Genomic DNA, 26883 nt, shown 5'->3' with positions numbered 1-26883 from the left:
CATCGCGCTCCGATTGGATTGTTTCGTGACTACAACGCCTCATTTTGCGCGAGACCTGCGCCCGGTCCGCCCAGGCCTGGCCGGCTGGCTGGCTGTCTTTTGCGCGCTGGTCTTGGCCCTGGTCCTGGCATGGGGCGTGGCGCCGGCCGCCGCGCAAGGCAAGCTCGAGGCGCAATATGAGGCGACGCTATCGGGCATTCCCGTCGGCAAGGGCGCCTGGAACATCGATATCCAGGACGACGTGTTCTCGGCGGCGGCCTCCGGCGGCACCACGGGGCTGCTGAAGTCGTTCACGGGCGGGTCCGGCACTGGCGCCAGCCAGGGGCGCATCGTCAATGGCGCGCTGGTGGCGACCGGCTACCAGGCCTCCACCACCACCCAGAAGAAGACCGAAGAGATCCGCATCACCCTCGACAAGGGCAATGTGAAGGATTTTGCCATCCTGCCGGAGCCGCCGGTCGATCCGGACCGCATCGTCGTCACCGAGGCGCATCGCCGCGGCGTCTGGGACCCCATGACGGCCTCGCTCCTGCGCGTGCCCGGCACCGGCGATCCCGTGGCGCCCGAGGCCTGCCACAACGCCGCGCCCGTGTTCGACGGCCGCATGCGCTACGATCTCAAGCTCGATTTCAAGCGCATGGAGACGGTGAAGGCGGAGAAGGGCTACCGGGGCCCGGTCGTGGTCTGCGCGCTCTATTTCGTGCCTGTGGCCGGCTACATCCCCGACCGCCCCGTGATCAAATACCTCGCCGCCCAGCGCAATATCGAGATCGCCTTCGCGCCGGTGGCGGGCACGCGCATCCTGGTCCCGTTCTGGCTGAAAGTGCCGACGCCGCTCGGGCCGGCCATGCTGGAAGCCACCAGCTTCGTCACCGTCCCCCAGCCCCCGCGGGTCGCGAAGACGCAGTGACCTTACCCTCCCCTGGAGGGGGAGGGTCGATCGCGCGCAGCGCGAGCGGGGTGGGGTGATCTCTCCGCACGAACGGTGCCCGTGGGGAGAGATCACCCCACCCCGTCTCACATTCCGCTGTGCTCCATGTGAGCCGACCCTCCCCCTCCAGGGGAGGGTAAAGAGAAGTCGCGTTATTTCAATCATTTACCTACTGTGCATGGGGTTGTTTTCGCAGTTTTTGTTTGGCGCCCCGGGCCCGGGAATCCATTTGACTCCACCCCGATTCTGATTCGACTCGGCGCCGTCCCCAGCTTTAACGAACCCGATCGCTTGTGCGGCCGCGCAAAACTCCATCTAGTGCGCAACCAATACGAGTCCCGCGACATGTTGCGTGAACGGAACAGGACTCACAGGGGAGTCAGCGATTCGGCCGCGATTCGTTCTAGAGTCGTTCCGAAGCTTAAAGCCAACGGGAAAAGCGTCGCAAAGTGAGACAGTTGCGCGGGATTTGGGGAGAGCGTTCCCACACACACGGTGTCGCCCGGCTTGACCGGGCGATCCAGTACGCCGCGGCGGTTGTGGTCGAGCCGAGAGGCCGCGGCGTACTGGATGCCCCGGTCCCGGCTCCGCCTGGGCTACGCCGGGGCCCACAGGGGGGCTCGGCCTCCCGAAGCTTCAGCAAAGGCGGCACGGGGCATGACAGCGGAGTGCGTGGTCGCCGCGTAGCGTTCGGAGACATGGCTGACAGGGGCCCAGCCCCCTCACCGCCTCATCCAGCACTGACATTCGCCCAAATCGCCACTACCTAATCCCTCAGACATGGCTTTTTCTTCCTCCCCCTTTGGCTCCGAGCGCGCACTTTCCGATCGAGTGCCTGGCGCGGGCGTCACTGCGGTGCTCGGACCGACCAACACCGGCAAGACCCATCTCGCCATCGAGCGGATGCTCGCGCATCCCTCCGGCATGATCGGCCTGCCGCTGCGCCTGCTCGCGCGCGAGGTCTACAACAAGATCGCCGATCGCGCCGGCGCGGCCAGCGTCGCGCTCGTCACCGGCGAGGAGAAGATCAAGCCGAAGAACCCGCGCTATTGGGTGTCGACCGTCGAGGCGATGCCGCGCGATATCGACGTCTCCTTCCTCGCCGTCGACGAGGTCCAGATCGCCGCCGATCTCGAACGCGGCCACGTCTTCACCGATCGGCTGCTCAACCGCCGCGGCCGCGACGAGACGCTGCTGCTAGGGGCCGCCACCATGCGCCCGATCATCGAGCGGCTGCTCCCGGGCGTCTCCATGATCACGCGGCCGCGCCTGTCCAGCCTCGAATTCGCCGGCGACCGCAAGATCACGCGCCAGCCGCGCCGCACCGCCATCGTCGCGTTCTCGGCGGATGAAGTCTACGCCATCGCCGAGCTGATCCGCCGCCAGCACGGCGGCGCCGCCGTGGTGCTGGGCTCGCTCTCGCCGCGCACACGCAATGCGCAGGTGGCGATGTTTCAGAACGGCGATGTCGATTATCTCGTCGCCACCGATGCCGTCGGCATGGGCCTCAATCTCGACGTCGATCACGTCGCCTTCGCCTCCGACCGCAAGTTCGACGGTTACCAGTTCCGCCGTCTGACGCCGGCCGAATTCGCGCAAGTAGCCGGCCGCGCCGGTCGCGCCACCCGCAACGGCACCTTCGGCACCACGGGCCGCTGCGCGCCGTTCGAGCCCGAGCTCGTCAACGCGCTGCAGAACCACACCTTCGATGCGGTGAAGGTGCTGCAATGGCGCAACTCCAGGCTGGATTTCTCTTCGCTCGGCGCCCTGCAGGTGTCGCTGAATCTCGCCCCCGGCCACGAGACCTTGACGCGCGCGCCGATCGCCGAGGACATGCGCGTGCTCGACCATGCCGCCCGTGACGGCGAGGTGCGCGATATCGCGCATGGCAAGGCGGCGGTGGAGCGCCTCTGGGACGTCTGCCAGGTCCCCGATTACCGCAAGCTGTCGCCGGCCGCCCATGCCGAGCTGGTGACGACGCTGTATGGCTTCCTGATGCAGAAGGCATGCATTCCCGATTCCTGGTTCGAGGCCCAGGTCACCCAGGCCGACCGCATCGACGGCGACATCGACACGTTGTCGGCCCGAATCGCCCAGATCCGCACCTGGACCTTCGTCGCCAACCGCCCGGACTGGCTGAGAGACCCCGAACGCTGGCAGGGGATCACGCGGGAGGTCGAAAATAAATTATCGGATGCGCTCCATGAACGCTTGACTGAGCGTTTCGTTGATCGTCGGACCAGTGTATTGATGCGCCGCCTGCGGGAGAACACGAGCTTGAATACTGAAATCGGCAAGACCGGCGAAGTCATCGTCGAAGGCCATGTCATCGGCCGCCTCGACGGCTTCACCTTTGCACCGGATGCGGCGGAGGCCGGCTCCGATGCGAAAGCCTTGCAGGCCGCAGCGCAAGCCGTGCTCGCCGGCGAGATCAATGCGCGCGCCGAGAAGCTCGGCAATGCGCCGGACGAGCAGTTCGTGCTCACCTCCGAAGGCATCATCCGCTGGACCGGCGATGCCGTGGCGCGCCTCGCCGCCGCAGACGACGCGCTGCATCCGCGCATCCGCATCATCTCCGACGAGCGCCTGACCGGCGGCCCGCGCGACAAGGTGCAGGCGCGGCTCGAGCTCTGGCTCAAGACCCATATCGAAAAGCTGCTCGGGCCGATGTTCGAGCTGTCCAAGGCCGAGGACGTCACCGGCATTGCCCGCGGCATCGCCTATCAGCTGGTCGAGGCGCTCGGCGTGCTCGAGCGTCCGAAGATTGCGAGCGAGCTGAAGGATCTCGATCAACCCTCGCGCGCCGTCTTGCGGAAATACGGCGTCCGCTTCGGCGCCTACCACATCTATTTCCCCGGCCTGCTCAAGCCCGCCGCGCGTGCGCTCGCCGCGCTGCTCTGGGCGCTGAAGCAGGACAATGTCGATCTCTCCGCGTTGTCGGGCGCGCAGCATCTGGCATCGTCGGGGCGCACCTCGTTCCCGGTCGACAAGCAGCTGCCGCGCGATGCCTATCGCGTGCTCGGCTACAAGCAGGCCGGCGAGCGCGCCGTGCGCGTCGATATCCTGGAGCGGCTGGCCGATCTGATCCGCCCGGCGCTGGCCTGGCGCGAGAATTCGCCCGGCGAAAAGCCCGCCGGCGCGTTCGACGGCCGCAGCTTCGTGGTGACGCAGGCGATGACCTCGCTCACGGGCTCGGCCGGCGAAGACTTCGCCTCTGTGCTGCGCGCGCTCGGCTATCGCATGGAGAAGCGTCCGCCGTTGCCACAGAAGCCTGTCGCCGTCGAGACGGTTGCGGCCGAGACACCGCCCGCCGAGGGCAGCGCGGAGACCTCGACCGAGGCCGCGGCGGAGGCCGTCGCCGGCCTGCCGGTGGAGCCGGCTGCATCCACCGAAGCCGCGGCCGAATCCGTCACGGTCGAAGACGCGCCCGGCATGGAGCCGCACGACGAGCCCGTCCATGAGGAGCCGGCGCTCGAAGCGTCACCAGAAGCGCCCGTCACGCCCGAGGACGCCCCCGGCATTGTGCCGCCCGCCGAGGAAGCTGCGGCGTTCACCGAGGCTGCCGGCCTCGAAGCCGCTGCTGCCGAGACGGCCGCGACGGAAGCTGCCGCATCGCCCGACGCTGCCGCGCCTGAGGGGGCGGCCGCGCCCACAGAACCCGCGCTCGTCGAGGTCTGGCGCCCGGCCGGCCGTCACGAGGATCGCAAGCCGCGCCACGAGCGCCATCGCCACCAGCGCCACCACCATCAGCCGCGTCCGCAGGTGGCTGCCGAAGCTGGCGCTGCACCCGGTGAAGCTGCTGAAGGCGCGAAGCCGAGCCATCGCCACGGCGGACATCGGAAGGATTTCCGCAAGGGCCGCGAAGAAGGTGGCGATCGCCGCGAGCAGCGCAGCGACAACAACCGCCGCTTCGAAGGCAAGGAGCGTGATCGCGGCAAGGGCAAGCCCGGCGATCGCGATGGCGGCCGCGAGCATCGTGGCCGCGACCGCGACAAGGGGCGCGATCGTCGCGATCGTGAGTCCGGCCCCTCGCTGCGTCCCTACGCTTCGAGCGCCAGTCCGCGCGAGCGCGACCGTCCCATTGATCCGAATTCGCCCTTCGCCAAGCTCGCCGCGCTGAAGGAGCAGCTGTCGGGGCGAAAGGAGTAGCCCCACGACCGAGCGCCAGCGCATCGACAAATGGCTGTGGCACGCCCGTGTGGTGAAGGCGCGCACCTCCGCCGCTGAGCTGGTCGTCACCGGCCATGTTCGCGTCAACGGCACGCGCGAGACATCGCCGGGGCATGCGATCAAGGCCGGCGACGTGCTCACCATCGCGCTCGATCGCACCGTGCGCGTTCTGAAGGTGATCGCCTTCAACGAACGCCGCGGCGATGCCGCCTCGGCTCGGGTGCTCTACGAGGAGCTCGGGACGCGCAATTAATTGCGCTTGTTATTCATTTCTTGGTCGATCAAACACACAAAGCCGTCATGATCGGGCCTTCCCGACCTTGCGGCGCCGGGCCATCCGCGCTAGGCAAGCCGCGACTTTTGAAAGAGCTTTTCGGAGCGTTGGATGACTTACGTCGTCACTGAAAACTGCATCAAGTGCAAGTACACCGACTGCGTCGAGGTCTGCCCGGTCGACTGCTTCTACGAGGGTGACAACATGCTCGTCATCCACCCCGACGAGTGCATCGATTGCGGTGTGTGCGAGCCGGAATGCCCCGCCGACGCCATCAAGCCGGACACGGAACCGGGCCTGGAAAAGTGGCTCGAGGTCAACGCCGAATACGCCAAGAGCTGGCCCAACATCACCCAGAAGAAAGAATCACCGGCCGACGCCAAGGAATTCGACGGCATGGAAGGCAAGTTCGAGAAATATTTTTCTCCGAACCCCGGCTCGGGAGACTAATTCGCGCCCAAACTTAACCCTAATAGCGGCGCTGCCGCCGAAAACCAGCCCTCAAGACCCCTAAATCATTGATTTTTGCGGGAAATGTGCTATATTGGGCACATTAAGCCGAACCCCGTCAGCCCCGTTGGCCCCTCTGGGTTCCCGTGAAACCAAATGTCGAACAGGGGCGTGGCAGTTTCCGCGCGCAGGCTGTGTCACAGAAAACGCGTAAAAAGAGTACTTCAGCGAGGGCTTCCCATAAGGAGGCCAAAAAAGTCGCCGCGGCCAGCCGTAGCGCATCCAAGGGTCGGACCGCGACGAAGGCGCCGGCTGCAAAGTCCTCGAAGAACAAAAGAAGCGCAATGCCTAACAAGACTGCCAAACCGGCCGCGAAAGCGACCGCTGCCAAGCCTGCTGCTGCCAAGCCTGTGATTGCCAAGCCAGTGACTGCCAAGGCTCCCGCTGCCAAGCCCGCGCCGAAGGCCCCTGTTGCTGCTGCGCCTGCCAAGGCTCCCGCCGCCGCCAAGCCGGCTGCCAAGCCCGCTGCTGCGCCGAAGGTCGAGGAAAAGAAGGTCGTGACCCAGCGTCAGGGCTTCAAGGCCAACGAATTCGTCGTCTATCCCGCTCACGGCGTCGGCCAGATCCTGGCCATCGAGGAGCAGGAGATCGCCGGTGCCAAGCTCGAGCTGTTCGTCATCAACTTCATCAAGGACAAGATGACGCTGCGCGTGCCGACCGCCAAGGTCGCCAATGTCGGCATGCGCAAGCTGTCCGATCCGGCCCTGGTGAAGAAAGCGCTGGAGACGCTCAAGGGCCGTGCGCGCGTCAAGCGCACGATGTGGTCGCGCCGCGCCCAGGAATACGAAGCGAAGATCAATTCGGGCGACATCGTCGCGATCGCGGAAGTTGTGCGCGACCTCTATCGCTCGGAGTCGCAGCCGGAGCAGTCGTATTCGGAACGCCAGCTCTATGAAGCGGCGCTCGACCGTCTCTCCCGTGAGATCGCGGTGGTGCAGCACTCGACCGAGACCGAAGCGGTCAAGGAGATCGAGGCCCAGCTCGCCAAGAGCCCGCGCCGCGCCAGCGCCAAGGCGGAAGCCGCCGACGGCGAAGCCGACACGGACGCCGAGGGCGATACCGACGATACCGATGGCGACGACACCACCGTCGCCGACGAGGCCGCGTAAGCGCCACGCCGATTGCAAGAGTTCAAAAGCCCGGCCGCTCGGCCGGGCTTTTTATTTGGGGCGTGAAGTGATGACGGGTCTTCGCGAACGTCGCCTCAACAAATTCGCTGTCGTCCCGGCAGAGGCCGGGACCCATATCCCAGGGAGAAGTTCGGCGAAGATTGGTTGTTCGGCACTCCTACCGATCGCAACGATAGATTCCGCGGTATGGCTCCCGGCCTTCGCCGGGACGACGAGAGGAGAGAGCATTCATCAAACGACGCGCGACGCTACTTCACCGGCCGCTTTTCGAGCTTCCTTGCCAGCGTCCGCCGGTGCATGCCCAGCCGGCGGGCCGCCTCCGAGATGTTGAACTCCGTCTCGATCAGGGTCTGGTGGATGCGCTCCCATTCCAGCGTCTTGATCGAGGTCGGCCGTGCATCGAGCGCGACCTCGGCGTTGCCTTCGGCCTTGTGGAAGGCGGCTTCGATGTCGTCGGTGTTCGACGGCTTTGCCAAATAGTGGCAGGCGCCCAGCTTGATCGCCTCGACGGCGGTGGAGATGCTGGCAAATCCGGTCAGCACCACGATCAGCATGTCCGGATCATGCGTGTGCAAGAGCTCGACGCAGGCGAGGCCCGAGGCGCCGCCGAGCTTGAGGTCGACCACGGCATGGCCGAAAGTACGCTCCTCCAGCACCTTCCGCATCTCCTCGATCGAGTCGGCCACCACGACCTCGTAGCCGCGGCGCTCGAACGAGCGCTTCAGCGTGCGCGCGAAGCCGGAATCGTCCTCGACGACGATGAGTGAACGGTCAGGCGTCAAAATTCCCTCCGATCGCGAGCGTTGCGAGCGGCAGCGTCAAGCGCACGGTGGCGCCGCGCTTCCTGTGGTTCTCGGCGGTCACGCTGCCTCCCAGCTTGCGTACGACGTTCACCACCAGGAACAGGCCGAGCCCGCCGCCGGCGCGCCCCTTGCTCGACTGATAGGGCTTGCCGAGCTGCGCCAGCATCTCCGGCGCAAAGCCCGGGCCGCGGTCAGAGATTGACAGCACGAGATTGTCGCCTTCGCGCTCGGCCACGAGCTCGACCCAGTCGCGCGAGACCTCATAGGCATTGTCGAGCACGTTGAAGATCACCTGCTTCAGCGCGACGTCGGAGACGATCGCGACGTCCTCGCCGAACGTGTTGACGAAATAGAGCGTGCGGGCCGAGCGCGCGTTGCGCCATTCGTCGACCAGCGCGGTGACGAAGGCCGTCACGGTCGTCGGCGAGGAGCCTTCGCCGCGCGCTTCGCCCGCCGACACCAGGATGCCGGTCACGATCGATTTGCAGCGCTGCAGCGAAGTCTCCATCTCCGCGAGATCCTCGGCCAGCTCTTGATCTGCGGCGAGATCCGGCATGCGGCGCCAGTCGCTGAGGATCACCGAGAGCGAAGCGAGCGGTGTGCCGAGCTCATGTGCGGCGCCGGAGGCGAGCAGGCCCATGCGCACGATGTGGTCCTGCTCAGCGGCATGCTGGCGCAGCGCCGCAAGATGCGCGTCGCGCTCGCGCAGATTCCGGTTGATGCGGGTGACGAACACCACCAGCAGAACGGCATTGAGCACGAAGCCCAGGAGCATGCCGGTAACTGTGAGACTGTAGGTCTCACTGATCGGGTTCGGCGGCAGATCGAGCGGCCGGTAGGCCAATGTCAGCCAAATGAAGCTCGCGCAGGTCAGCGCGACCAACGACCAGGTCGAGCGGGCATCCAGCAGCACTGCGCCGAGCGTCACTTGGAGCAGGAACAGCGAGGTGAAGGGATTGGTAGCGCCGCCGGAGAGATAGAGCTGTGCGGTCAGCGCAGCGACGTCCAGCATCAAGGCGACCAGCAGCTCGTTATTGGTGATCGCGGCGCGATGGCGCACCCAGACCAGGCTGGAGACGTTGAGCAGCACCAGCGCGCCGATCACCGCGCCCATCCGCTCCAGCGGCAGGCGAATGCCGAGGCCGAAATGCACGGCACCGATGGTCACGATCTGGCCGACCACCGCGGTCCAGCGCAGCTGGATCAGCAGCGCCATGTTCTTGCGATTGGTCTCGTCGTCGGTGGGAGCCGGACCGATCAGCTCGCTGCGCGCGTCCGCCTGCGATTGCAGCGTGACGGGCCCGCCGCCATGGGCAAGCGTTTGGGGAAGCGTCTTCCCGTCGTCAGGTCGGCTCGATGATCGTTCCAGCATCTGATCCCGTCCTGCGGGCGGCGGCATCCGAGCCGCCAGCCGGTTCCTGGACGAAGCGCTTGCGCCGGAACAGCCCGCCGCCGAATGTGACGAAAAACCTGCCGGCCAGCATGAAAGCCAGGGCAAACCACGTCAGCGCGTAGATCAGGTGGTTATTGGGAAAGCGGATCACGGTCAATCCGCCGATTGGACCGGCGGGAACTTGTGATCCGGCGTCGGCATCCACGAAGAAGGGCGCGACGTCATGAAGACCGCGTGCCGCCGCGATGGCGGCCACGTCCCGCGAATACCAGCGGTTGTGCTGGGGCACGTTGTTCCGGAGAAAACCGCCCTTCGGCTCCGTCACGCGGAGCAGGCCGGTGATCTCGACCTGACCATCGGGATTGCCGCCCCTGCGCGTCGATACGTCGCGCCGCTCGGACGGCACGAAGCCGCGGTTGATCAGCACCAGCGTGCCATCATCGCGCTCGAGCGGCGTCAGCACCCAATAGCCCGGGCCTTCCTCGGTGACGGCCTGAACCAGCGTCTCGCGGTCATGCAGGAAGCGGCCGCTGACGCTGACGTGCCGGTATTCGTCGTTTGCTGCGCTGATGGCGGGCCATGAAGCGGGCGAGGGGATCGGTTGGGCCGGAGCGTGGACGCGCTGCTCGACGCGGTCGATCAGAGCCAGCTTCCAGGCCCGTCGCTCGATCTGCCAGACGCCGAGCGCGATCAGAAGTACAAAGGCGACAAGCGAGAGGACCGTGAGCCACGGCGAGGGGCCGCGCACAGCCTCGCTGTGCGTCCCTCCTGTCCTGCGCGTCACGGTCCGAGCCTTGCTCAATCTGGAGCCTCGCTCAATTCATTCCCGTCATCTGGTGGACCGGCATCATGTTGCTGTTGAGGTGGCCCATCACCCACAGCGAACCGGACAGTGCGATCACCACCATGACGATGGTGAAGATCAGCGCCATCATGCTCCAGCCGTTCTCCGATGTCGTGTTCATGTGCAGGAAGTAGATCATGTGCACCACGATCTGCACGACCGCGAAGGCCATGATCACCAGCGCGGTGATCTGCTTGCTCGGCAGCGTACCGCTCATCACCAGCCAGAACGGGATCGCGGTGAGCACCACCGAGAGCACGAAGCCGAGCATGTAGCTCGAGAACGTGCCATGGGCGTGGCCGTCGCCATGGTGATGGTCGTCCGCATGGGCGGCGTGGGTATCGGTGCTCATCGCAGAACTCCCAGGAGATAGACGAAGGTGAAGACGCCGATCCAGACCACGTCGAGGAAATGCCAGAACATCGACAGGCACATCAGACGGCGGCGGTTGGCCTCGATCAGGCCGAACTTTTGCACCTGTACCATCAGCGTCACCAGCCAGATCAGGCCGCAGGTGACGTGCAGGCCGTGGGTGCCGACCAGGGTGAAGAAGGCGGACAGGAAGGCGCTGCGCTGCGGCGTGGCGCCCTCGTGGATCATGTGGGCGAACTCGGTGAGCTCGATGCCGATGAAAGCGGCGCCGAACAGGCCGGTGATCGCCAGCCACATCTGGGTCTGGGCGATCTTATTTTGCTGCATCGTCAGCATGGCAAAGCCGTAGGTGATCGACGACAGCAGCAGCATGGACGTGTTCACCGCGACCAGGTTCAGGTCGAACAGGTCCTTCGGCGCCGGCCCGGCGGCGTAGTTGCCGCCGAGCACGCCGAAGGTGGCGAACAGGATCGCGAAGATGAGGCAGTCGCTCATCAGGTAGATCCAGAAGCCGAGCGAGGTGCTGTAGCCTTCCGGATGGGGATGTTCGTCGGCGAGATAGAACAGCGGCTCGCCGGTTTGCGAGGGATTTACAGAGACAGTCATTTACTTGGCTCCGGCGAGCAGTTTGGTGCGCGCGTCCTCGGTCCGGATGACGTCTTCAGCCGGAATGTCGAAGTCGCGGTGGTAGTTGAAGGTGTGACCGATACCGACGGCGAGCATCGCAACGAAGCTCACGGCCGCCAGCCACCACATGTACCAGATCAGGCCGAAACCCATCGCGGTGGCGAAGCCGGCGAGGATGATGCCGGTGCCGGTGCTAGCAGGCATGTGGATCGGCTTGAACCCGGTGAGCGGACGCTGGTAGCCGCGCTTCTTCATGTCCCACCACGCGTCATTGTCGTGCACGACGGGGGTGAAGGCGAAGTTGTAGTCCGGCGGCGGCGAGGACGTCGCCCATTCCAGCGTGCGCGCGTCCCAGGGATCGCCGGTGACGTCCTTGAGCTGCTCGCGCTTGAGCAGGCTCACTGCGAACTGCATCAGCATCGAGAGGATGCCGATGAAGACGAAGAGCGCTCCGATCGCGGCGATGACGAACCAGATCTGCAAGCTGGGATCGTCGAACACGCGCAGGCGGCGGGTCACGCCCATCAGGCCGAGCACGTAGAGGGGCATGAAGGCCAGGTAGAACCCGGTGACCCAGAACCAGAACGACATCTTGCCCCAGAACGGATCGAGCTTGAAGCCGAACGCCTTCGGGAACCAGTAGTTGATGCCGGCGAAGGCGCCGAACACCACGCCGCCGATGATCACGTTGTGGAAGTGCGCGATCAGGAACAGGCTGTTGTGCAGCACGAAGTCGGCCGGCGGCACCGCGAGCAGCACGCCGGTCATGCCGCCGATCACGAAGGTCAGCATGAAGGCGATCGTCCACATCATCGGCAATTCGTAGCGGATGCGGCCGCGGTACATCGTGAACAGCCAGTTGAACATCTTCGCGCCCGTCGGGATCGAGATGATCATCGTGGTGATGCCGAAGAACGAATTGACGCTGGCTCCGGAGCCCATCGTGAAGAAGTGGTGCAGCCACACCAGGTACGACAGGATGGTGATGACGACCGTGGCGTAGACCATCGAGGTGTAGCCGAACAGCCGCTTGCCCGAGAAGGTCGAGGTGACCTCCGAGAAGATGCCGAACGCCGGGAGAACCAGGATGTAGACCTCGGGGTGGCCCCAGATCCAGATCAGGTTCACGTACATCATCGGGCTGCCGCCGAAATCGTTCGTGAAGAAGTTGGTGCCGACGTAGCGATCGAGCGACAGCAGCGCGAGCACGACGGTCAGGACCGGGAAGGAGGCGACGATCAGCACGTTGGTGCAGAGCGAGGTCCAGGTGAACACCGGCATCTTCATCATGGTCATGCCGGGGCAGCGCAGCTTGACGATGGTACAGATCAGGTTGATGCCGGATAATGTCGTTCCGACGCCGGCGACCTGCAGTGCCCAGATGTAGTAGTCGACGCCGACATCGGGACTGTAGCCGATGTTCGAGAGCGGCGGATAAGCCAGCCAGCCGGTGCGGGCGAATTCGCCGATGAACAGCGAGGCCATCACCAGCACCGCACCGCCGACCGTCATCCAGAAGCTGAAATTGTTCAGGAACGGGAACGACACGTCGCGTGCGCCGATCTGGAGCGGCACCACGTAGTTCATCAGGCCGGTGACCAGTGGCATCGCCACGAAGAAGATCATGATCACGCCGTGGGCGGTGAAGACCTGGTCGTAGTGATGGGCATTGAGATAGCCTTCCGAGCCGCCAAAGGCGAGCATCTGCTGGCCGCGCATCATCAGTGCGTCGGCGAAGCCGCGCAGCAGCATCACGATACCGAGGATCATGTACATGATGCCGATGCGCTTGTGGTCCACCGTGGTGAACCATTCGCGCCAGAGATAGCCCCAGAGACGGAAATAGGTGAGGCCGCCAAGCAGCGCGGCGCCGCCGAGGGCGACCACCACGAAAGTGCCGACGACGATCGGCTCGTGCAGCGGCAGCGACTCGAAACCGAGCCGGCCGAAGATGAGCTTGAGAAGATCAGGAGACATGCGCGTTCTCTTTAGGAGTCTGACTTCGGACGCTGTCCGAGGAAGAAGGACGAGGACTTCAGCGGCGTGAACGACGGCCGCTTCAGGCCGGCGCCGATGAGCGGCATTGTGTCGGTGGGCGCCTTGATCGACGCGGTGGTCTGGCCTTGCGGCGCATCCGGTGTGCAGGTGCCGGCGACGAAGGTCGGCTCCGGTCCGAGCACCGTGCCGCGCCGGGCATACTTGTCGTAGGTGAGCGGCAGGGTGTTGTTCAGGCCCTCATGGCCGTTGCCGCCCTTGGCGTCGATGGCCATCATCTCGCTCTGGCACATCTTGCCGGTCTCGACGCACATGTTGAGGATCAGGCGGTAGAGATCGGCATCGACGCTGCCCCAGCGCCGCACTGGCTCGTTCTGGCTGGGCTTCTCCAACTGGAGATATTCGGCCCGGCCGAGCGATCCGCCGGCGGACTTGGCGCTGGCGATCCAGGCATCAAAGCCCTTGTCGTTGAGGCCCTGGAAGTTGAAGTGCATACCGGAGAAGCCGGCGCCGCTGTAGTTCGCCGAGAAACCCTTATAGGTGCCGGCGTGGTTCACGACGGCATGGAGCTTGGTCTCCATGCCCGGCATCGCGTAGATCTGGCCGGCGAGCGCGGGGATGTAGAAGGAGTTCATCACCGAGGAGGCGGTGATGCGGAAGTTGATCGGGCGATCAACCGGCGCGGCGAGCTCGTTGACGGTGGCGATGCCGTAGTCCGGATAGATGAAGAGCCACTTCCAGTCGAGCGCGACGACATCGACCTCGAGCGGGGCTTTGGACTGGTCCACGGCGCGGTCGGCATGGATGCGGCCGAGGGTGCGATAGGGGTCGAGCAGATGCGTACCCATCCAGGTCAGGGCGCCCAGGCAGACGATGATCAAGAGCGGCGCCGACCAGATCACCAGCTCGAGCTTGGTCGAGTGGTCCCATTCCGGCTCGTAGCGAGCGGCCGTGTTTGATTGGCGATAGCGCCAGGCGAACAGCACCGTCAGCGCCATCACGGGAAGGACGATCAGGAGCATCAGGACGGTGGAGATGATGACGAGGTCGCGCTGCTGGGCAGCGATGTCGCCGGCTGGCGCCAGCACGACATAGTCGCAGCCGCTGAGTGCGGCAGCCAGAGGTAGTAGCGCCAGGATCTTGAGACGAGACACGGGCCGAGCCTTTGAGAATAAGTTTCCTTTGCGGGGCCAACGGGTAGCTGCGGCGCAACAATCCGGACATTGGACAATTTGTCCAATGTTGCAGTGCGGGAGGTTGGGTCAGACAAGGGCAGATTGCCTGGCGTCCGGCCGGGCGTTCGGCTTTGGTTTTCAGGACGTTAAGGGCGCACGAATGGCGACGGCACAGACCCCCGCAATGGCAGACCTCCACACGGGCGAACACGGCCACGATCAGGCCAGTCCCGGCGAGATCGCCATCGGCGTCATCATCGGCCGCACCTCCGAATTCTTCGACTTCTTCGTCTTCGCGATCGCTTCGGTGATCGTGTTCCCGCGCTTGGTGTTCCCGTTCGCGAGCGAACTGACCGGCACCCTCTATTCCTTCATGATCTTTGCGCTGGCCTTCATGGCCCGGCCGATCGGCACCGTCATTTTCATGACGATCGATCATGCCTACGGCAAAACGGCCAAGCTGATCTCGGCGCTGTTCCTGCTCGGCACCGCCACCGTGGCGCTCGCGTTCCTGCCCGGCTATCACGACATCGGCGTTGCCGCGATCTGGCTGCTGGCGCTGGCGCGCATCGCACAAGGTCTGGCCTGGGGCGGCGCCTGGGACGGCATGGCTTCGCTGCTGGCGTTGAACGCGCCGGCCTCGAAGCGCGGCTGGTACGCGATGGTGCCGCAGCTCGGCGCCCCGCTCGGACTGATCGTGGCGAGCGCGCTGTTCGCCTATTTCGCCGGCAACCTCTCGGCCGATGATTTCTTCGATTGGGGCTGGCGCTATCCGTTCTTCGTCGCCTTCGCCATCAACGTCGTGGCCCTGTTCGCCCGCCTGCGCATGGTGACGACGGAAGAATACGCGACGCTATTCGAGACCCGCGAACTCCAGCCCGCGCGCATTTCCGAGACCGTCGCGCGCGAAGGCCACAACATCATGCTCGGCGCATTCGCGCCGCTGGCGAGCTTCGCGCTGTTCCACATGGTCACGGTGTTTCCGCTGTCCTGGGTGTTCCTGTTCACCCGCGAAAGCCCGGTGCGCTTCTTGATCATCGAGATCGTCGCCGCCGTGTTCGGCGTCGCCGCGATCGTTGTCTCCGGCATCATCGCCGACCGTGTCGGCCGCAAGTCGCTGCTGATGGGATCGGCGATCGCAATCGCGATCTACAGCGGCTTCGCGCCGCAACTGCTCGATGCCGGCGCGTTCGGCGAGACCATCTACATGGTGATCGGCTTCATCCTGCTCGGCCTGTCCTTCGGCCAGTCCTCCGGCGCGATCGCCTCGAACTTCAGGCAGGCGTACCGCTACACGGCGTCCGCGTTGACCTCCGACATGGCCTGGCTGTTCGGCGCCGGCTTTGCTCCACTGGTCGCGCTGCTGCTCGCCACCAATCTCGGCGTCATCGCTTCGGGCGCGTATCTGCTGTCAGGCGCGTTCTGGACCCTGCTCGCGCTCTGGCTCAGCGGCCAGCGTGAGGCGGGGGATATGGACGCGGGGCGTTAGCTATAGCGCGTGTCGGGTGGGCAAAGCGCTTTGCGCCGCGCCCACCATCTTTCGGAGATCGCAATAGAGAAGTGGTGGGGACGCTTGCGCTTTGCCCACCCTAAGGCAGTCAGGCGAGTGTCAATCCGCCACGATCTTCACGCGATCGCGCACCTTCACCTGCGCGGTGCGATCGAGGCCATTGAGCACGCGGAAGCGCTCGGCGGGATGGTCGACGCCGGCCATGCGGTGGGAGAGCGACTCAACGGTATCGCCGGGCTGCACGGTGATGACCTTGATGCGCAGCGGGCGCGCGGCCTGGATCTCGTCGAGCGTCAGGCGGCGGAATGAGTTGACGGTCTCGCGCGCGTTGCGCTCGCTCTCGGTCGATTTCTGCCGTGTCGCGAAGATGAAGCGGTAGACGTCGCTACCGAAGCGCAGCGCATAGACCTTGAACTGCCACTGATCGCCCTTGGCGGTGGCGGATGCCGCCGGAAAACCGTTGATGGTGAGATCCTCGGTCGAGGCCTTCTCGACGCCTTCCATCCAGCCCGAATTGAGGTAGTCGCCGAGCGATTGTTCGGCCGGCACGCGCACGACGTCGAAGCGCATCGCCTGTGCGCCGCCCTCGCGCACGCCGATCACGGCCTGCGCGGTGTTGTCGAGCGTGAAATTGTCCGGCGCCTGGAAGGTGAAGCCGAGCTTCGGATGCAGGAAGCGCCGGCCGCGGACAAATCCTTCGCTGGGGTCTTCGCCATAGACGAGGTTGTCGATCGCGGCGAGATAGCTTTCGCGGTCGCGCTCGGCGCCTTCAGGCGCAGTGTATTGCCGCGCGATGTTCTGCGCGTTCTGCACCCGCTCCGGGGTTGCCGGATGCGACGAGGTGAAATCCTGGGCGCGCGGATCGAGCGAGCTCTTGCCGGCCTTCAGCTCGGCATTACGCTCCATCGCCGACAGAAAGCGAGCAGCGCCATAAGGGTCGAAATGGGCCTTGGCGGAGATGCCGACACCGATGCCGTCGGCCTCGAACTCCTGCTTGCGCGAGAAGCTCGCCATGGTGAGCTTGGTCTTGGCGAGCGCCAGCGCGGTGAGATCGGGATCGTTGCTCATGTCGGTGACGACGCGGGTGACGATCGCGGCCTGGCGAGCCTGGTCCTCGCGCATCGCGGCGTGCTTGGACAGCACATGCGCCATCTCGTGGCTGAGCACGGAGGACAATTCCGACGTATCGCTGGCAAGCGCGAGCAGGCCACGCGTGACGTAGAGCTGGCCGTTCGGCAGGGCGAAGGCGTTCACTGCGCCGGAATTGAGGATGGTGACCTTGTAGCCCTGGTCGGGACGGTCGGAGGCCGCGACCAGCCGGTCGACGGTCTTGCTGACGAGCGCCTCGAGCTTGGGGTCGTCATAGGTGCCGCCATAGCTCGCCAGGATGCGCTCGTGCTCCTTCTCGGTGGCCGGGGTTTGCGCCACGGCGGGCTTCGGCTTCGGCATCACCACGGTCGGCGGGGGCGCCGCCGTCTGGAACCGGCCCATATCGCCACAACCGGCGAGAGCCGTGCCCAGGACAAGGCACAGCGCAGCCGGCGCCGCCCGCAGCCGGCGGCGTTCACTCCGTACGTGCCGTTCTAGCACCGCATCCACGTCGCTTAACCCGTGCCTGGCCTGATCTAAGGCCTTACCCCTGTCGGCTCGCTTGCGCCCAGCAACTCGACCTGTCCCACAAGGCGCACATCGATGCGCGGCCCCGTATTCCCCTCAACCCAGCCCCGAACTCGAATACGCCTATTTTCCAGGGACTTAAGGGCGATGCCAGCGCTTTCGAACGCCGCTAGCGTGCGCTTTGAAATAGTCACGGCGAAGCCACGTGTCCAGTTCCGTCCGAAGTTGAGGTAGGTCGTTGCCCCAGCTTGCCGGACCGACAGGACTTTGCCCTCGACTACCGTAAAGCGCCCGATCTCCGCCAAAATATCGTCCGGACTTTCCGCGTTTTTTATGGCCGACGGGTCAGCCCAGCTGCCCATTTTTTGCCGCCGTGCCGCCGCCTCGGACGCCATCAGCGCGGTCGCGCAGTCCTTGTCCACAATCTCGGCGGAGACGACGGCGTCGCCCTGGGCGAGCAGCATGGCCTGCACCGAGGTGTCGTTTTCGCCGATGAAGACCAGCGCACCCTGGCGGCCGTAGCGGTCGGGCGTGTCGTCGGCGCTGCGCAGCGTCACGTCGCGGCCGGAGAGCAGTGAGGTCAGCGCCTGCTTCGTGGTCGCCGTCTGCTCGATCCCGGTGAGGCGGATCTCGCGCCCGTCATCGAGACGTACGCTGCGCGCATCCACGATCGCCGCGACGCGGCCCTCGCCTTGTGACTCGAAATGGCACGGTGTCGCGAACGCGCCGTGAGCCGCGACGAGAAGAAATGCGACGATGAGATGGAGCAGTTGCGTCACGTGACCCGGAAAGGTTGCATTGCGGCCGGACTTTAACTCATGCGCGGTGAGACGCGAAGGGTCTTCCTCACACGCCGTCATTGCGAGGAGGCCTTCGCGACGAAGCAATCCAGAATCTTTCCCGCGGATGCATTTCTGCATTGCTTCGCTGCGCTCGCAATGACGACGTGGAACGTCTTGCGTCTTCTCACCATTCCGCTTTGCGGAAAACATGCGAGGCAATCACGCATTCGCTTCGTTCCCGCGCTTGCTGCCCTCTCGCGCATGCGGCATGATTGCGGCAAGAGCAATAACCAAGCCGCCATCAGAGACAGGCGATAGAGGGAGGTCGTTTTCGATGAAGACTATTTTGTCCGGCATTTTTGCCGCCGCGCTTGCCCTCAATGCGAGCGCCGCGCAGGCCCAGGACAAGCCGTCGCTGAAGATCGGCGGCATCCTCGACATGTCCAGCCTCTATGCAGATATCACGGGCCCCGGCAGCGAGACCGCGGCCAAGATGGCCGTCGAGGATTTTGGTGGCGAGGTGCTGGGGCGCAAGATCCAGGTGCTGGCGGCCGATCATCTCAACAAGGCCGATCTCTCCGCCAACATCGCCCGCGACATGCTCGACAATCAAGGCGTCGAGATGATCTACGACGTCGCGGCCTCCGCAACCGCGCTTGCCGCCGGCGAGATCGCGAAAGCACGCAACAAGATCATCATGTTCAACGGCCCGGGCTCGATCCGTCTCACCAACGAAGCCTGCGGTCCCTACACCATCCACTATGTGTTCGACACCTACGGCCAGGCCAATGTGACCGGTCTTGCGGCCGTGAAGTCCGGCCTCGACAGCTGGTTCTTTCTCACCGCGGATTACGCCTTCGGCCAGGATCTGGAGAAGGACACCAGCGCCGTCGTGACCAAGACCGGCGGCAAGGTGCTTGGCAGCGTGCGCCATCCGCTCAACACGTCGGATTTCTCGTCCTTCCTGCTCCAGGCCCAGGCCTCCAAGGCCAAGGTGATCGGACTGGCAAATGCCGGCGGCGACACCATCAACGCCATCAAGCAGGCGGCGGAGTTCGGTATCACCAAGGGTGGCCAGAAGGTCTCGCCGCTGCTCGCCTTCGTCACCGATATCGACTCGATCGGGCTGGAGACCGCGCAGGGCTTGCTGCTTGCCGAGGCATTCTATTGGGACCTCAACGACGACACGCGTGCATTCTCGAAGCGCTTCATGGAACGCACCAAGCGGATGCCGACCTCGGCGCAGGCTGGAGTCTATTCCTCCGTCACGCATTACCTCAAAGCCGTGAAGGCGGCCGGCACCACCGATGCCGCGGCGGTGATCAAGGTGATGAAGGAGACACCGATCAACGACTTTTTCGCCAAGAATGGCAAGATCCGCGAGGATGGCCGCATGATCCATGACATGTACTTGTTCGAGGTGAAGAAGCCCTCGGAGTCGAAGGGCCGCTGGGACGATTACAAGCTGCTCGCCACCGTGCCCGGCAACGAGGCGTTCCAGTCGCTGGAGCAGTCGCGCTGCCCGCTGGTGAAGAAGTGACGGCGTGACGTAAGTCACGACGTCATTGCGAGGAGCTCTTGCGGTGAAGCAATCCAGACCGCATCCGCGGAGACATCTCTGGATTGCTTCGCTTCGCTCGCAATGACGGTGTGGTGAGAGCTCGGTCAAACAACGAGAGGGAGACGCCCGATGAACGACATGGTCCTGCAAAAGCTCGAAGGCGGGCTGCTCACCATCACCATGAACCGCCCGGAGCGGAAGAACGCGCTCAATCCCGACATGGTGCGCGGGCTGGTCGAGGCGGCGCGGCGCGCGGCTGACGATCCGGAGGTACGTGCAGTGCTGTTCAAGGGCGCGGGCGGTTCGTTCTGCGTCGGCGGCGACGTCAAGTCGATGGCGGAGGGCCGCGCGCCGCTGCCGTTCGAGCAGAAGTTCGCGAATTTGCGCCGTGGCATGGAAGTCTCGCGCATCCTGCACCAGATGCCGAAACCGGTGGTCGCGCAGCTCGATGGCGCGGCGGCCGGCGCCGGCCTGTCGATGGCGCTGTCCTGCGACCTGCGCATCGCCTCCGAATCCTGCAAGATCACGACGGCCTTTGCCAAGGTCGGCTTCTCCGGCGATTACGGCGGGACCTATTTCCTGACCCAACTGCTCGGCAGCGCGCGGGCGCGCGAGCTCTATCTGATGTCGCCGGTGCTCACGGCGAGGGAAGCTCACGCCATCGGCCTGGTGACCAAGGTCGTGCCCGACGCCGAGATCGACACCGCCGCGCACGAGCTCGCGCTGTCGCTGGCGCAAGGGCCCTCGATCGCGTTCGGCTACATCAAGCGCAACATCAATAATGCCGAGCATCTGGCGCTGGAGGATTGCTTCGACGGCGAGGCGATCCACCACACCCGCTGTGGTGACACCGCCGATCACAAGGAGGCCGCAAAAGCCTTCGTCGAGAAGCGCAAGCCCGCCTTCAGGGGCGAGTGACGATGTCGTCCTACATGCGCTTGCGGCAGATCTGCCTGGTCGCGCCGCAGCTCGAGCCGGTGATCACGGACATCGCCCGGATCATGGGATTGGCCATCTGCTATCGCGACGGCAATGTCGCAAAATACGGCCTGGAGAACGCACTGCTCCCGGTCGACACGATCCTGCTTGAAGTCGTGGCGCCCTTCAGGGACGGCACCACGGCCGGCCGCTTCATCGAGAAGACCGGCGGCCGCGGCGGCTACATGGCGATCTTCTGCTGCGATGATCCGGACGAGCGCGGCCGCAACGCCAACGCGCTCGGCGTGCGCACGGCCAACGTCATCGACCATGCACCTTATCATGGTGTGCAGCTCCACCCCCGCGACTGCCGCGCCGCCTTCATCGAGTTCAACCACACCGAAGGCAGCGACGATAGTCTGGGCGCCTATCCGCCGGCGGGACCAGACTGGCAGAAGTTCATTCGCAAGGATGTGACGCAGGCGCTGACGGCGGTGGAGATGCAGAGCCCGGACCCGCAGGGCCTCGCGGAGCATTGGGGCAAGATCATCGGGGTTGCGCCACGCGATGCCGAATTGAGACTACCGAACGCCACCTTTCGCTTCGTGAAGGGCGCCAGCGAGATCATGAGCGCGCTGGAGTTTCGGGTGACTGACGCGGCGCAGGTGCTGCATGCCGCCAAGGCGAAGGGGCTCGCCGTTGCCGGGAATGAGTTTCTGCTCGGCGGGGTGACGTTTCGCGTGAGTTGATCACGCTGTACCCTCTCCCCTTGTGGGCCTTGTGGGAGAGGGTGGCTTCGCGAGAGCGAAGCCGGGTGAGGGGTTTCTATCCCCATGAACAGTTTTGCGCACGGAGAGAACCCCTGATCCGGCGCTTCGCGCCACCTTCTCCCACAGGGGGGAGAAGGAAGAAGAGAACGTTCATCGCGACGCTCACCTTCCCTTAAAATTCGCTACCCGGCGCTCTTCCGTCGCCTTCACGCCTTCCTTGAAATCTTCAGTCGCGCGCAGCCTTGTCTGCTCGGCGAGCTCGTGATTGGTCGCGGCCATGACGCGGTCGGCGAGGCCGGCGCGCATCGTGGCACGGGTCGAGAGCAGGCCGAGAGGGGAGCATTCGGCGATCTCGCCGGCGAGCTTCATCGCGGCCGCCTTCACCTGGTCCTGCGGCACCAGCTCGTTGGCCAGGCCCCATTTGTAGGCCTCTTCGCCGGTGACCCGGCGGCTGGTGTAGAACATCAGCTCAGCATTGTTCTTGCCGATCAGCTCGGGCAGCGTCACGGTCAGGCCGAAGCCAGGATGGAAGCCGAGTTTGGTGAAATTCGCGGAAAAGCGCGCTTCGGGGCAGGTGACGCGAAAGTCGGCCGACACCGCGAGACCAAGGCCGCCGCCGATGGCTGCGCCCTGCACGGCGGCAACGATTGGCTTCTTGGCGCGGAAGATGCGCACGGCCTGGATGTAGAGGTGGCTGATCGGCCCGAGATTGTCGGCCGGATCGCCCTTCTTGGCTTGCTCGGCCTCGCGCGCTTCCTGCGCCTGCCGCGCCGGGTCGCCGAAATTGGCGCCGGCGCAGAACGCCTTGCCCTGCGCCGACAGAACGGAGGCGCGGATCTCGATATCGCGGTCGAACTCGTCGAGCGCATCCGCGATCTGGTTGATCAGCGAGATGTCGAAGAAGTTGAGTGGCGGCCGGCGGATCTCGATGGTGCCGACATGCCCGACCTTTTCGACACCGATATCTTTATACGTGCTCATAGATTGTCTCCAAACGTCCCGATACGTCCGTGGCGAAGAACCACCCCTCCCATAGGGAGAGGTCGGCGCGGAGCGCGAGGCTGGCAGGTCGCCACGAGCGTTACCGCAAGCCAAGTCCGCGGGCGATGATGCCGCGCAGCACCTCGGTTGTGCCGCCCTGGATAGTGAGTTTCGGTGCGGTCTTGATGGCGAAGTCGAGCTGCCGCTCCAAGGTCTCGCGGTTGGTCGCGGTCTCCTCGACGAAGGCGGCGAGATCGCGCACGCGATGCGGCAGCTGCTGCTCCCAGACCGTGCCGATGTCCTTGACGATGGACGCCTCGACCACGGGCTCCTTGCCGGCTTCGAGCATGCCGGCGACCGAGACCGACATGCGCCGCATGGTGTGGAGCTGCGCGACCAGGCGCCCGATGCCTTCGGCGCTGCGCGTATCCGGATTGGGCCCGACTGCGCGCACCAGCTCGGTCAGCACGTAATAGGTTTCGAGGAAGCGCTCGGGGCCCGAGCGCTCATAGGCGAGCTCGCTCGTCGCCTGCTTCCAGGCGCCGTCGACCTCGCCGAGCACGTGGTCGTCGGGGATGAAGTGATCGGTGAAGACGACCTCGTTGAACTCGTACTGGCCGGTGATCTGGCCGATCGGGTTCACCTTGATGCCCGGCTGCTTCATCTTGACCAGGAACTGGGTCAGGCCGTGACGGCGGTTTTCCTTGGTCGGCGGCGAGGTCCGGAAGATTGCGATCATGTAGTCGGCGATGTGTGCCGACGAGGTCCAGATCTTGGTGCCGTTGATGAGATAGCCGCCGTCGGTCTTGGTCGCGCGCGTCTTCGCCGCGAACAGGTCGGAGCCGGAGTTCGGCTCGCTCATGCCGATGGCAAAGCAGATCTCGCCGCGGCAGATGCGCGGCAGGATGTCCATCTTGATGTGCTCGGGCGCATATTTCAGGAGCACCGGGCCGCTCTGGCGGTCTGCGACGAAGAAGCGGCGCGTCGGCGCGTTGGCGACGCGCATCTCCTCGGTCACCACGTAGCGTTCGAGGAACGAGCGCTCCTGGCCGCCATATTTCTTCGGCCAAGTCATGCCCAGCCAGCCCTTGGCGCCGACCCGGCGGGAGAACTCCGGCGCGTCGGTGTCTTCGCGGTTGGGCTTGTGCGGATCAAAAGTGCCGGCGGCGATTTCCTCGGCGAGGAAGGCGCGGACTTCCTTGCGCAGCTGCTCGCACTTCTCGGGCAGGCGGATCGGATCGAAACGGAGGGCAGCGGTCATTGTTGTCTCGTCCCCTGATCAGCGCGAAGCCACGAGCGGCCACAATTCGTCCGCGCCGCGGTTTGCTATGAGCTTGCCGAGCTCGACGGCCCAGTAGCTCTCCGAGCCGAAATCGTCGCGCCAGGCCAGCGCGCGCAGTGAGTAGCGGTGCAGGATATGCTCCATAGTGAAGCCGATCGCGCCATGGACTTGATGCGCGATACCGCCGCCCTTCTCGGCCGCTTCCGCGCAGCGGATTTTCGCGGAGGCGGCCTCGAGATAGACCTCGTCGTTGAGCGATTTCGCATTCGCGATGGCGTCGGCCGCCGAGGTTGCGGCCGCGAGCGCTGCGGCGGATTCGCCGGCAAGCCGCGCGAGATTGTGCTGCACCGCCTGGAATTTCGAGATCTTCTTCTCGAAGGCGACGCGTTCGTTGGAATAGCGCACGGAGATGTCGAGCATGGATTCCAGCGCGCCGGCGATCTGGAGGCTGCGTGCGACGCCGCCCATCAGCATCAGATTGGTCTGCCCAAAGCCCTTCGGTGCGGGCTTAATCGCAACGGGCTGCACTTTGTCGAGCGTCACGGTGTCGCTGTGGTCGTAGCCGACATTGAGGCCGGCCTCGATCCGCGCCTTGGTCGCATCCACCAGCGCAATCGCGGCGCCGTCCTTGCCGTGCGCCAGCACCGCAAAATGCTTCGCCGATTTTGCGAAAGGCACGCCGCGGGCGCGGCCGGAGAGCAAGCCGTCGGCATCGAGGCCGACGCGGTCCTTCGGAGACGCCGGCAGCACCGTCATCTCGCCGTCGGGCGAGGCGATCCTGGCCTGCGCCAGCAGCCAGCCGGCCAGCATGGTCTCGGCCAGCGGAACTGCGACGGCGAAACGGCCGGCGGCGTTCAACAGCGCAAAGCCGTCGGCGAGGCTTGCGCCGGAGCCGCCGAGATCGTCCGGTACCCAGGAGAGCGGCAGGCCGGCTTCGCTCAGCGCCTGCCACAGCGGCGCCTGCCAGGTATTCTTCTTGTCGTTGTTGATTTCTTGCGGATCGGCGAGATCGGCGAAGATTTTCTCCGCGGTCTCGACGACGATATTGTCACTCTCCGCCACAGCGTTCCCCGTGTCTTGCCATTGGCGCGTCCCGCCTCCGTGGGGCGGCGCGCACGTTCTTCTTGCGCCCGATGATCGGAAAAAGCCATGGCCCTGACAAGCGTTGATCGCAGGTCAACCTGCGGTGCGGGCATGGGCGCAAGGACCAATTGGAGGCTAATTCCGCTTAGCGGAGTTTGCTCGATTTGCAGGGCGCGGCAAACTCGCTAAACAGGGCGCCGCGATCAAAGTCAGGGGAAGGAGATCGGGATGGCAAAGGACAGCTTGTGCGCAATCGTGACGGGGTCTGCTTCCGGCCTTGGCGCAGCAACCGCGGAAATTCTGGCGCGGAGCGGGGCGCGGCTCGTCATCAACTATTCGTCGAGCCAGAAGGAGGCCGAGGCTACGGCTGAGCTCTGCCGCAAGGCCGGCGCGGCGGAGGTGCTGGTTGCGCAGGGCGACGTCTCGAAGGATGAGGATTGCCGCAAGATCGTCGCTGCCGCTGCGCCTTGGGGCCGGCTCGATATCCTCGTCAACAATGCCGGCACCACCAAGCACGTGGCTCACGCCGATCTCGATGGGTTGTCGGCTGAAGATTTCCAGCGGGTCTACGGCGTCAACACCATCGGCCCGTTCCAGATGGTGCGCGCGGCGCGCAGCCTGCTGGAAGCCGCTGCGAAGTCTTCGGGGCGTCCGTCGGCGGTCGTGAACGTCTCCTCGGTTGCCGGCATCAGTGGCGTCGGCTCGTCGATCGCGTATGCCGCGAGCAAGGGCGCGCTGAATACGATGACGCTGTCGCTGTCGCGCGCGCTCGCGCCGCTGATCCGCGTCAACACGGTCTGCCCCGGTTATATCGATACGCCCTGGTTCACCAAGGGCCGCGGCGAGGCCGGCGCCAAGCAGGTGCGCGACAGCGTCGTGGCGAAGGTGCCGCTCAAGGTTGCCTCATCCGCCGAAGATATCGCCCAGCTCGTCTGCTTCCTGGCAATGCCGGCCTCCAGCAACATGACCGGCGAGGTCGTGCGCATGGATGCGGGGATGCATTTGGTTACGTGATTGGGTGTCTCGCCGCTCTCTCCCCGTCATGGCCGGGCTTGACCCGGCCATCCACGTGTTGTCACGCAGATCAAAAGACGTGGATGCCCGGGTCAGGCACGGGCATGACGATGTGGAGGCGGTGTGCCGCCCCTCGCTGGCTACCCCTTGATCACGCCGCTCGCCACGAGGCGATGCCAGATGAACAGCACCACTACGGCGCCGATCGTCGCCGTGATGAAGCCGGCACCTTGGTCAGGGCTGTAATGGCCGATGGCCTGGCCGACGAAGGTTGCCAGAAAGGCGCCGGCGATGCCGAGGATGGTGGTGAGGATGAAGCCGCTCGGATTGTTCGGTCCCGGCGCAAGCCAACGCGCGATGAGGCCGGCGACGAAGCCGACGACGATGATCCACAACAGGCCGCCCATGCTCATGAGTGTGCTCCCCTTCCCGAGACCGCCATCAGATTCGCCCCGAGAGTTCGTTCTCAGTCGGCAGCCGTCCGTCCGGCGTCAGATGATCGATCACCTGCGGTAGATATTGGCTGAGACCAGAGAGCAGCTCCTCGCGTGACAGGCCGCTCTGGGCGGACAGGCTGTCGATCTGGTCGGCGCCGAGTGCGCTGGCGAGATCGCCCGGCGCGATCGGCTTGTTCTCGCCCTTGCCGACCCAGGAATTCGCGGTGTCGCCGTGACCGCTCTGCTGCAGCTGGTTGAGGAGATCGCCAAGCCCGCCGCTGAGCACGGTGCCGGCCGCGCCGCCCGCAAGCAGGCCGCCGAGGCCGCCCTTCAGTATATCGCTCAGTCCGCCACCCGCACCCGCGTTCACCGGCGGAGGCGCGGGCGACGGTTGCGGCGCCGAGCCCGACTGATTGGCGGTGAGATGCTTGAATGCCTTCCAGGCGAGGAGGCCGAGCAGCGCCATGGTCATCGGCGACATGCCGCCGGAGGATGATTGCTCTGAGCTGGGTGTGCTTGGGCCGCGCGGGCCTTTCTGCATGCCGTTGAGGACGTCGAGTAGACCCATGATGCTCTCCTTCGTCTCGTTCGGCGAGCGCTCGCCGCTGACTGCTCCCCGGGCGAAATCATATGGGGCACTCATGACGGTTACAAGGCGGCTGCGACGCAACCAATGGGCAGGCGGCGTTGCCTCTGCTATCGAA

At 65.0% G+C, this 26883-nt stretch carries 24 protein-coding genes; 10 read left to right on the top strand and 14 right to left on the bottom strand.

The annotated features are described in order from the left end of the window. Window positions 1-76 precede the first annotated feature (76 nt). From P6U28_RS29980 to P6U28_RS29960, 5 genes are all read left to right on the top strand, one after another. Window positions 77-910 carry a DUF3108 domain-containing protein gene (locus tag P6U28_RS29980; protein ID WP_407123126.1) on the top strand — a complete coding sequence of 278 codons (834 nt, stop codon included), beginning with the start codon at window positions 77-79 and terminating at the stop codon, window positions 908-910. A gap of 801 nt (window positions 911-1711) precedes the next feature. Beyond that, window positions 1712-5080, top strand: a complete 3369-nt coding sequence (locus P6U28_RS29975) for a helicase-related protein (RefSeq protein WP_407120378.1) — start codon at window positions 1712-1714, stop codon at window positions 5078-5080. 22 nt (window positions 5081-5102) lie between these two features. Beyond that, window positions 5103-5354 carry an RNA-binding S4 domain-containing protein gene (locus tag P6U28_RS29970; RefSeq protein ID WP_122400573.1) on the top strand — a complete coding sequence of 84 codons (252 nt, stop codon included), beginning with the start codon at window positions 5103-5105 and terminating at the stop codon, window positions 5352-5354. A 132-nt stretch (window positions 5355-5486) separates the two neighbouring features. Continuing rightward, window positions 5487-5825, top strand: coding sequence for a ferredoxin FdxA (fdxA, locus tag P6U28_RS29965; RefSeq protein ID WP_063698041.1), 339 nt, complete (start codon window positions 5487-5489; stop codon window positions 5823-5825). Window positions 5826-6169: 344 nt separating this feature from the next. After that, a complete protein-coding gene (locus tag P6U28_RS29960; RefSeq protein ID WP_162500082.1) occupies window positions 6170-6994 on the top strand; it encodes a CarD family transcriptional regulator in 825 nt (274 codons plus the stop codon). Between the two features lie 269 nt (window positions 6995-7263). Here P6U28_RS29960 and P6U28_RS29955 read toward each other — a convergent pair whose 3' ends face one another. Genes P6U28_RS29955 through cyoA form a run of 7 tightly spaced genes read right to left on the bottom strand, consistent with a single transcriptional unit; the run spans window position 7264 to window position 14203 of the window. Further along, window positions 7264-7797, bottom strand: a complete 534-nt coding sequence (locus P6U28_RS29955) for a response regulator transcription factor (protein ID WP_122400575.1) — start codon at window positions 7795-7797, stop codon at window positions 7264-7266. Next, window positions 7787-9190 (bottom strand): ATP-binding protein, encoded by a 1404-nt coding sequence (locus P6U28_RS29950; protein ID WP_162500083.1) that lies wholly within the window; start codon window positions 9188-9190, stop codon window positions 7787-7789. Before P6U28_RS29950 ends, P6U28_RS29955 begins: the two co-directional genes overlap by 11 nt. After that, the gene (locus P6U28_RS29945; RefSeq protein WP_407120377.1) at window positions 9162-10013 is read right to left on the bottom strand and encodes an SURF1 family protein; all 852 of its coding nucleotides are present in this window, start codon (window positions 10011-10013) and stop codon (window positions 9162-9164) included. Before P6U28_RS29945 ends, P6U28_RS29950 begins: the two co-directional genes overlap by 29 nt. Window positions 10014-10026: 13 nt before the next feature. Then, window positions 10027-10407, bottom strand: coding sequence for a cytochrome o ubiquinol oxidase subunit IV (cyoD, locus tag P6U28_RS29940; protein WP_122400578.1), 381 nt, complete (start codon window positions 10405-10407; stop codon window positions 10027-10029). After that, window positions 10404-11033 (bottom strand): cytochrome o ubiquinol oxidase subunit III, encoded by a 630-nt coding sequence (gene cyoC, locus P6U28_RS29935; RefSeq protein ID WP_129144482.1) that lies wholly within the window; start codon window positions 11031-11033, stop codon window positions 10404-10406. Before cyoC ends, cyoD begins: the two co-directional genes overlap by 4 nt. Further along, window positions 11034-13031: a cytochrome o ubiquinol oxidase subunit I gene (cyoB, locus tag P6U28_RS29930; protein WP_129144483.1), complete on the bottom strand. Its 1998-nt coding sequence runs from the start codon at window positions 13029-13031 to the stop codon at window positions 11034-11036. An 11-nt stretch (window positions 13032-13042) separates the two neighbouring features. Then, complete coding sequence (gene cyoA, locus P6U28_RS29925) at window positions 13043-14203, bottom strand: ubiquinol oxidase subunit II (protein WP_407120376.1); 1161 nt, start codon at window positions 14201-14203, stop codon at window positions 13043-13045. Window positions 14204-14384: 181 nt separating this feature from the next. Here cyoA and P6U28_RS29920 point away from each other — a divergent pair, with 181 nt between their 5' ends. After that, window positions 14385-15713, top strand: a complete 1329-nt coding sequence (locus P6U28_RS29920; protein WP_122400582.1) for an MFS transporter — start codon at window positions 14385-14387, stop codon at window positions 15711-15713. A gap of 120 nt (window positions 15714-15833) precedes the next feature. Here P6U28_RS29920 and P6U28_RS29915 read toward each other — a convergent pair whose 3' ends face one another. Together P6U28_RS29915 and P6U28_RS29910 are read right to left on the bottom strand one after the other, a co-directional pair. Further along, window positions 15834-17225, bottom strand: a complete 1392-nt coding sequence (locus P6U28_RS29915; RefSeq protein WP_244607851.1) for a M48 family metalloprotease — start codon at window positions 17223-17225, stop codon at window positions 15834-15836. Window positions 17226-17359: 134 nt separating this feature from the next. After that, window positions 17360-18211: a thermonuclease family protein gene (locus P6U28_RS29910; protein WP_407123125.1), complete on the bottom strand. Its 852-nt coding sequence runs from the start codon at window positions 18209-18211 to the stop codon at window positions 17360-17362. Window positions 18212-18467: 256 nt separating this feature from the next. Here P6U28_RS29910 and P6U28_RS29905 point away from each other — a divergent pair, with 256 nt between their 5' ends. From P6U28_RS29905 to P6U28_RS29895, 3 genes are all read left to right on the top strand, one after another. Further along, a complete protein-coding gene (locus tag P6U28_RS29905; RefSeq protein ID WP_129143389.1) occupies window positions 18468-19673 on the top strand; it encodes an ABC transporter substrate-binding protein in 1206 nt (401 codons plus the stop codon). 150 nt (window positions 19674-19823) lie between these two features. After that, window positions 19824-20612 (top strand): enoyl-CoA hydratase, encoded by a 789-nt coding sequence (locus tag P6U28_RS29900; protein WP_407120375.1) that lies wholly within the window; start codon window positions 19824-19826, stop codon window positions 20610-20612. A gap of 2 nt (window positions 20613-20614) precedes the next feature. Beyond that, window positions 20615-21361 carry a hypothetical protein gene (locus P6U28_RS29895; RefSeq protein ID WP_162500084.1) on the top strand — a complete coding sequence of 249 codons (747 nt, stop codon included), beginning with the start codon at window positions 20615-20617 and terminating at the stop codon, window positions 21359-21361. 183 nt (window positions 21362-21544) lie between these two features. Here P6U28_RS29895 and P6U28_RS29890 read toward each other — a convergent pair whose 3' ends face one another. The 3 genes from P6U28_RS29890 to P6U28_RS29880 form a co-directional block, all read right to left on the bottom strand. Continuing rightward, the gene (locus P6U28_RS29890) at window positions 21545-22363 is read right to left on the bottom strand and encodes an enoyl-CoA hydratase/isomerase family protein (RefSeq protein ID WP_122400588.1); all 819 of its coding nucleotides are present in this window, start codon (window positions 22361-22363) and stop codon (window positions 21545-21547) included. Between the two features lie 100 nt (window positions 22364-22463). Then, window positions 22464-23624 (bottom strand): acyl-CoA dehydrogenase family protein, encoded by a 1161-nt coding sequence (locus tag P6U28_RS29885; RefSeq protein ID WP_122400589.1) that lies wholly within the window; start codon window positions 23622-23624, stop codon window positions 22464-22466. 18 nt (window positions 23625-23642) lie between these two features. Then, window positions 23643-24707: an acyl-CoA dehydrogenase family protein gene (locus P6U28_RS29880; RefSeq protein ID WP_407120374.1), complete on the bottom strand. Its 1065-nt coding sequence runs from the start codon at window positions 24705-24707 to the stop codon at window positions 23643-23645. Between the two features lie 249 nt (window positions 24708-24956). Here P6U28_RS29880 and P6U28_RS29875 point away from each other — a divergent pair, with 249 nt between their 5' ends. Further along, window positions 24957-25742 (top strand): SDR family NAD(P)-dependent oxidoreductase, encoded by a 786-nt coding sequence (locus P6U28_RS29875; RefSeq protein WP_407120373.1) that lies wholly within the window; start codon window positions 24957-24959, stop codon window positions 25740-25742. Between the two features lie 140 nt (window positions 25743-25882). Here P6U28_RS29875 and P6U28_RS29870 read toward each other — a convergent pair whose 3' ends face one another. After that, window positions 25883-26155, bottom strand: a complete 273-nt coding sequence (locus P6U28_RS29870; protein WP_174221543.1) for a GlsB/YeaQ/YmgE family stress response membrane protein — start codon at window positions 26153-26155, stop codon at window positions 25883-25885. A gap of 28 nt (window positions 26156-26183) precedes the next feature. Further along, on the bottom strand, window positions 26184-26747 hold the full coding sequence (locus P6U28_RS29865) for a YidB family protein (protein ID WP_129143392.1): 564 nt from the start codon (window positions 26745-26747) through the stop codon (window positions 26184-26186). Between the last annotated feature and the right edge of the window lie 136 nt (window positions 26748-26883).

Origin of the sequence: Bradyrhizobium sp. STM 3561, assembly GCF_045571455.1 — a bacterium.
Classification (GTDB): domain Bacteria; phylum Pseudomonadota; class Alphaproteobacteria; order Rhizobiales; family Xanthobacteraceae; genus Bradyrhizobium; species Bradyrhizobium vignae.
The sequence above is the reverse complement of the archived record's forward strand: the minus strand, read 5'-3'. Positions and strand labels throughout refer to the sequence as shown.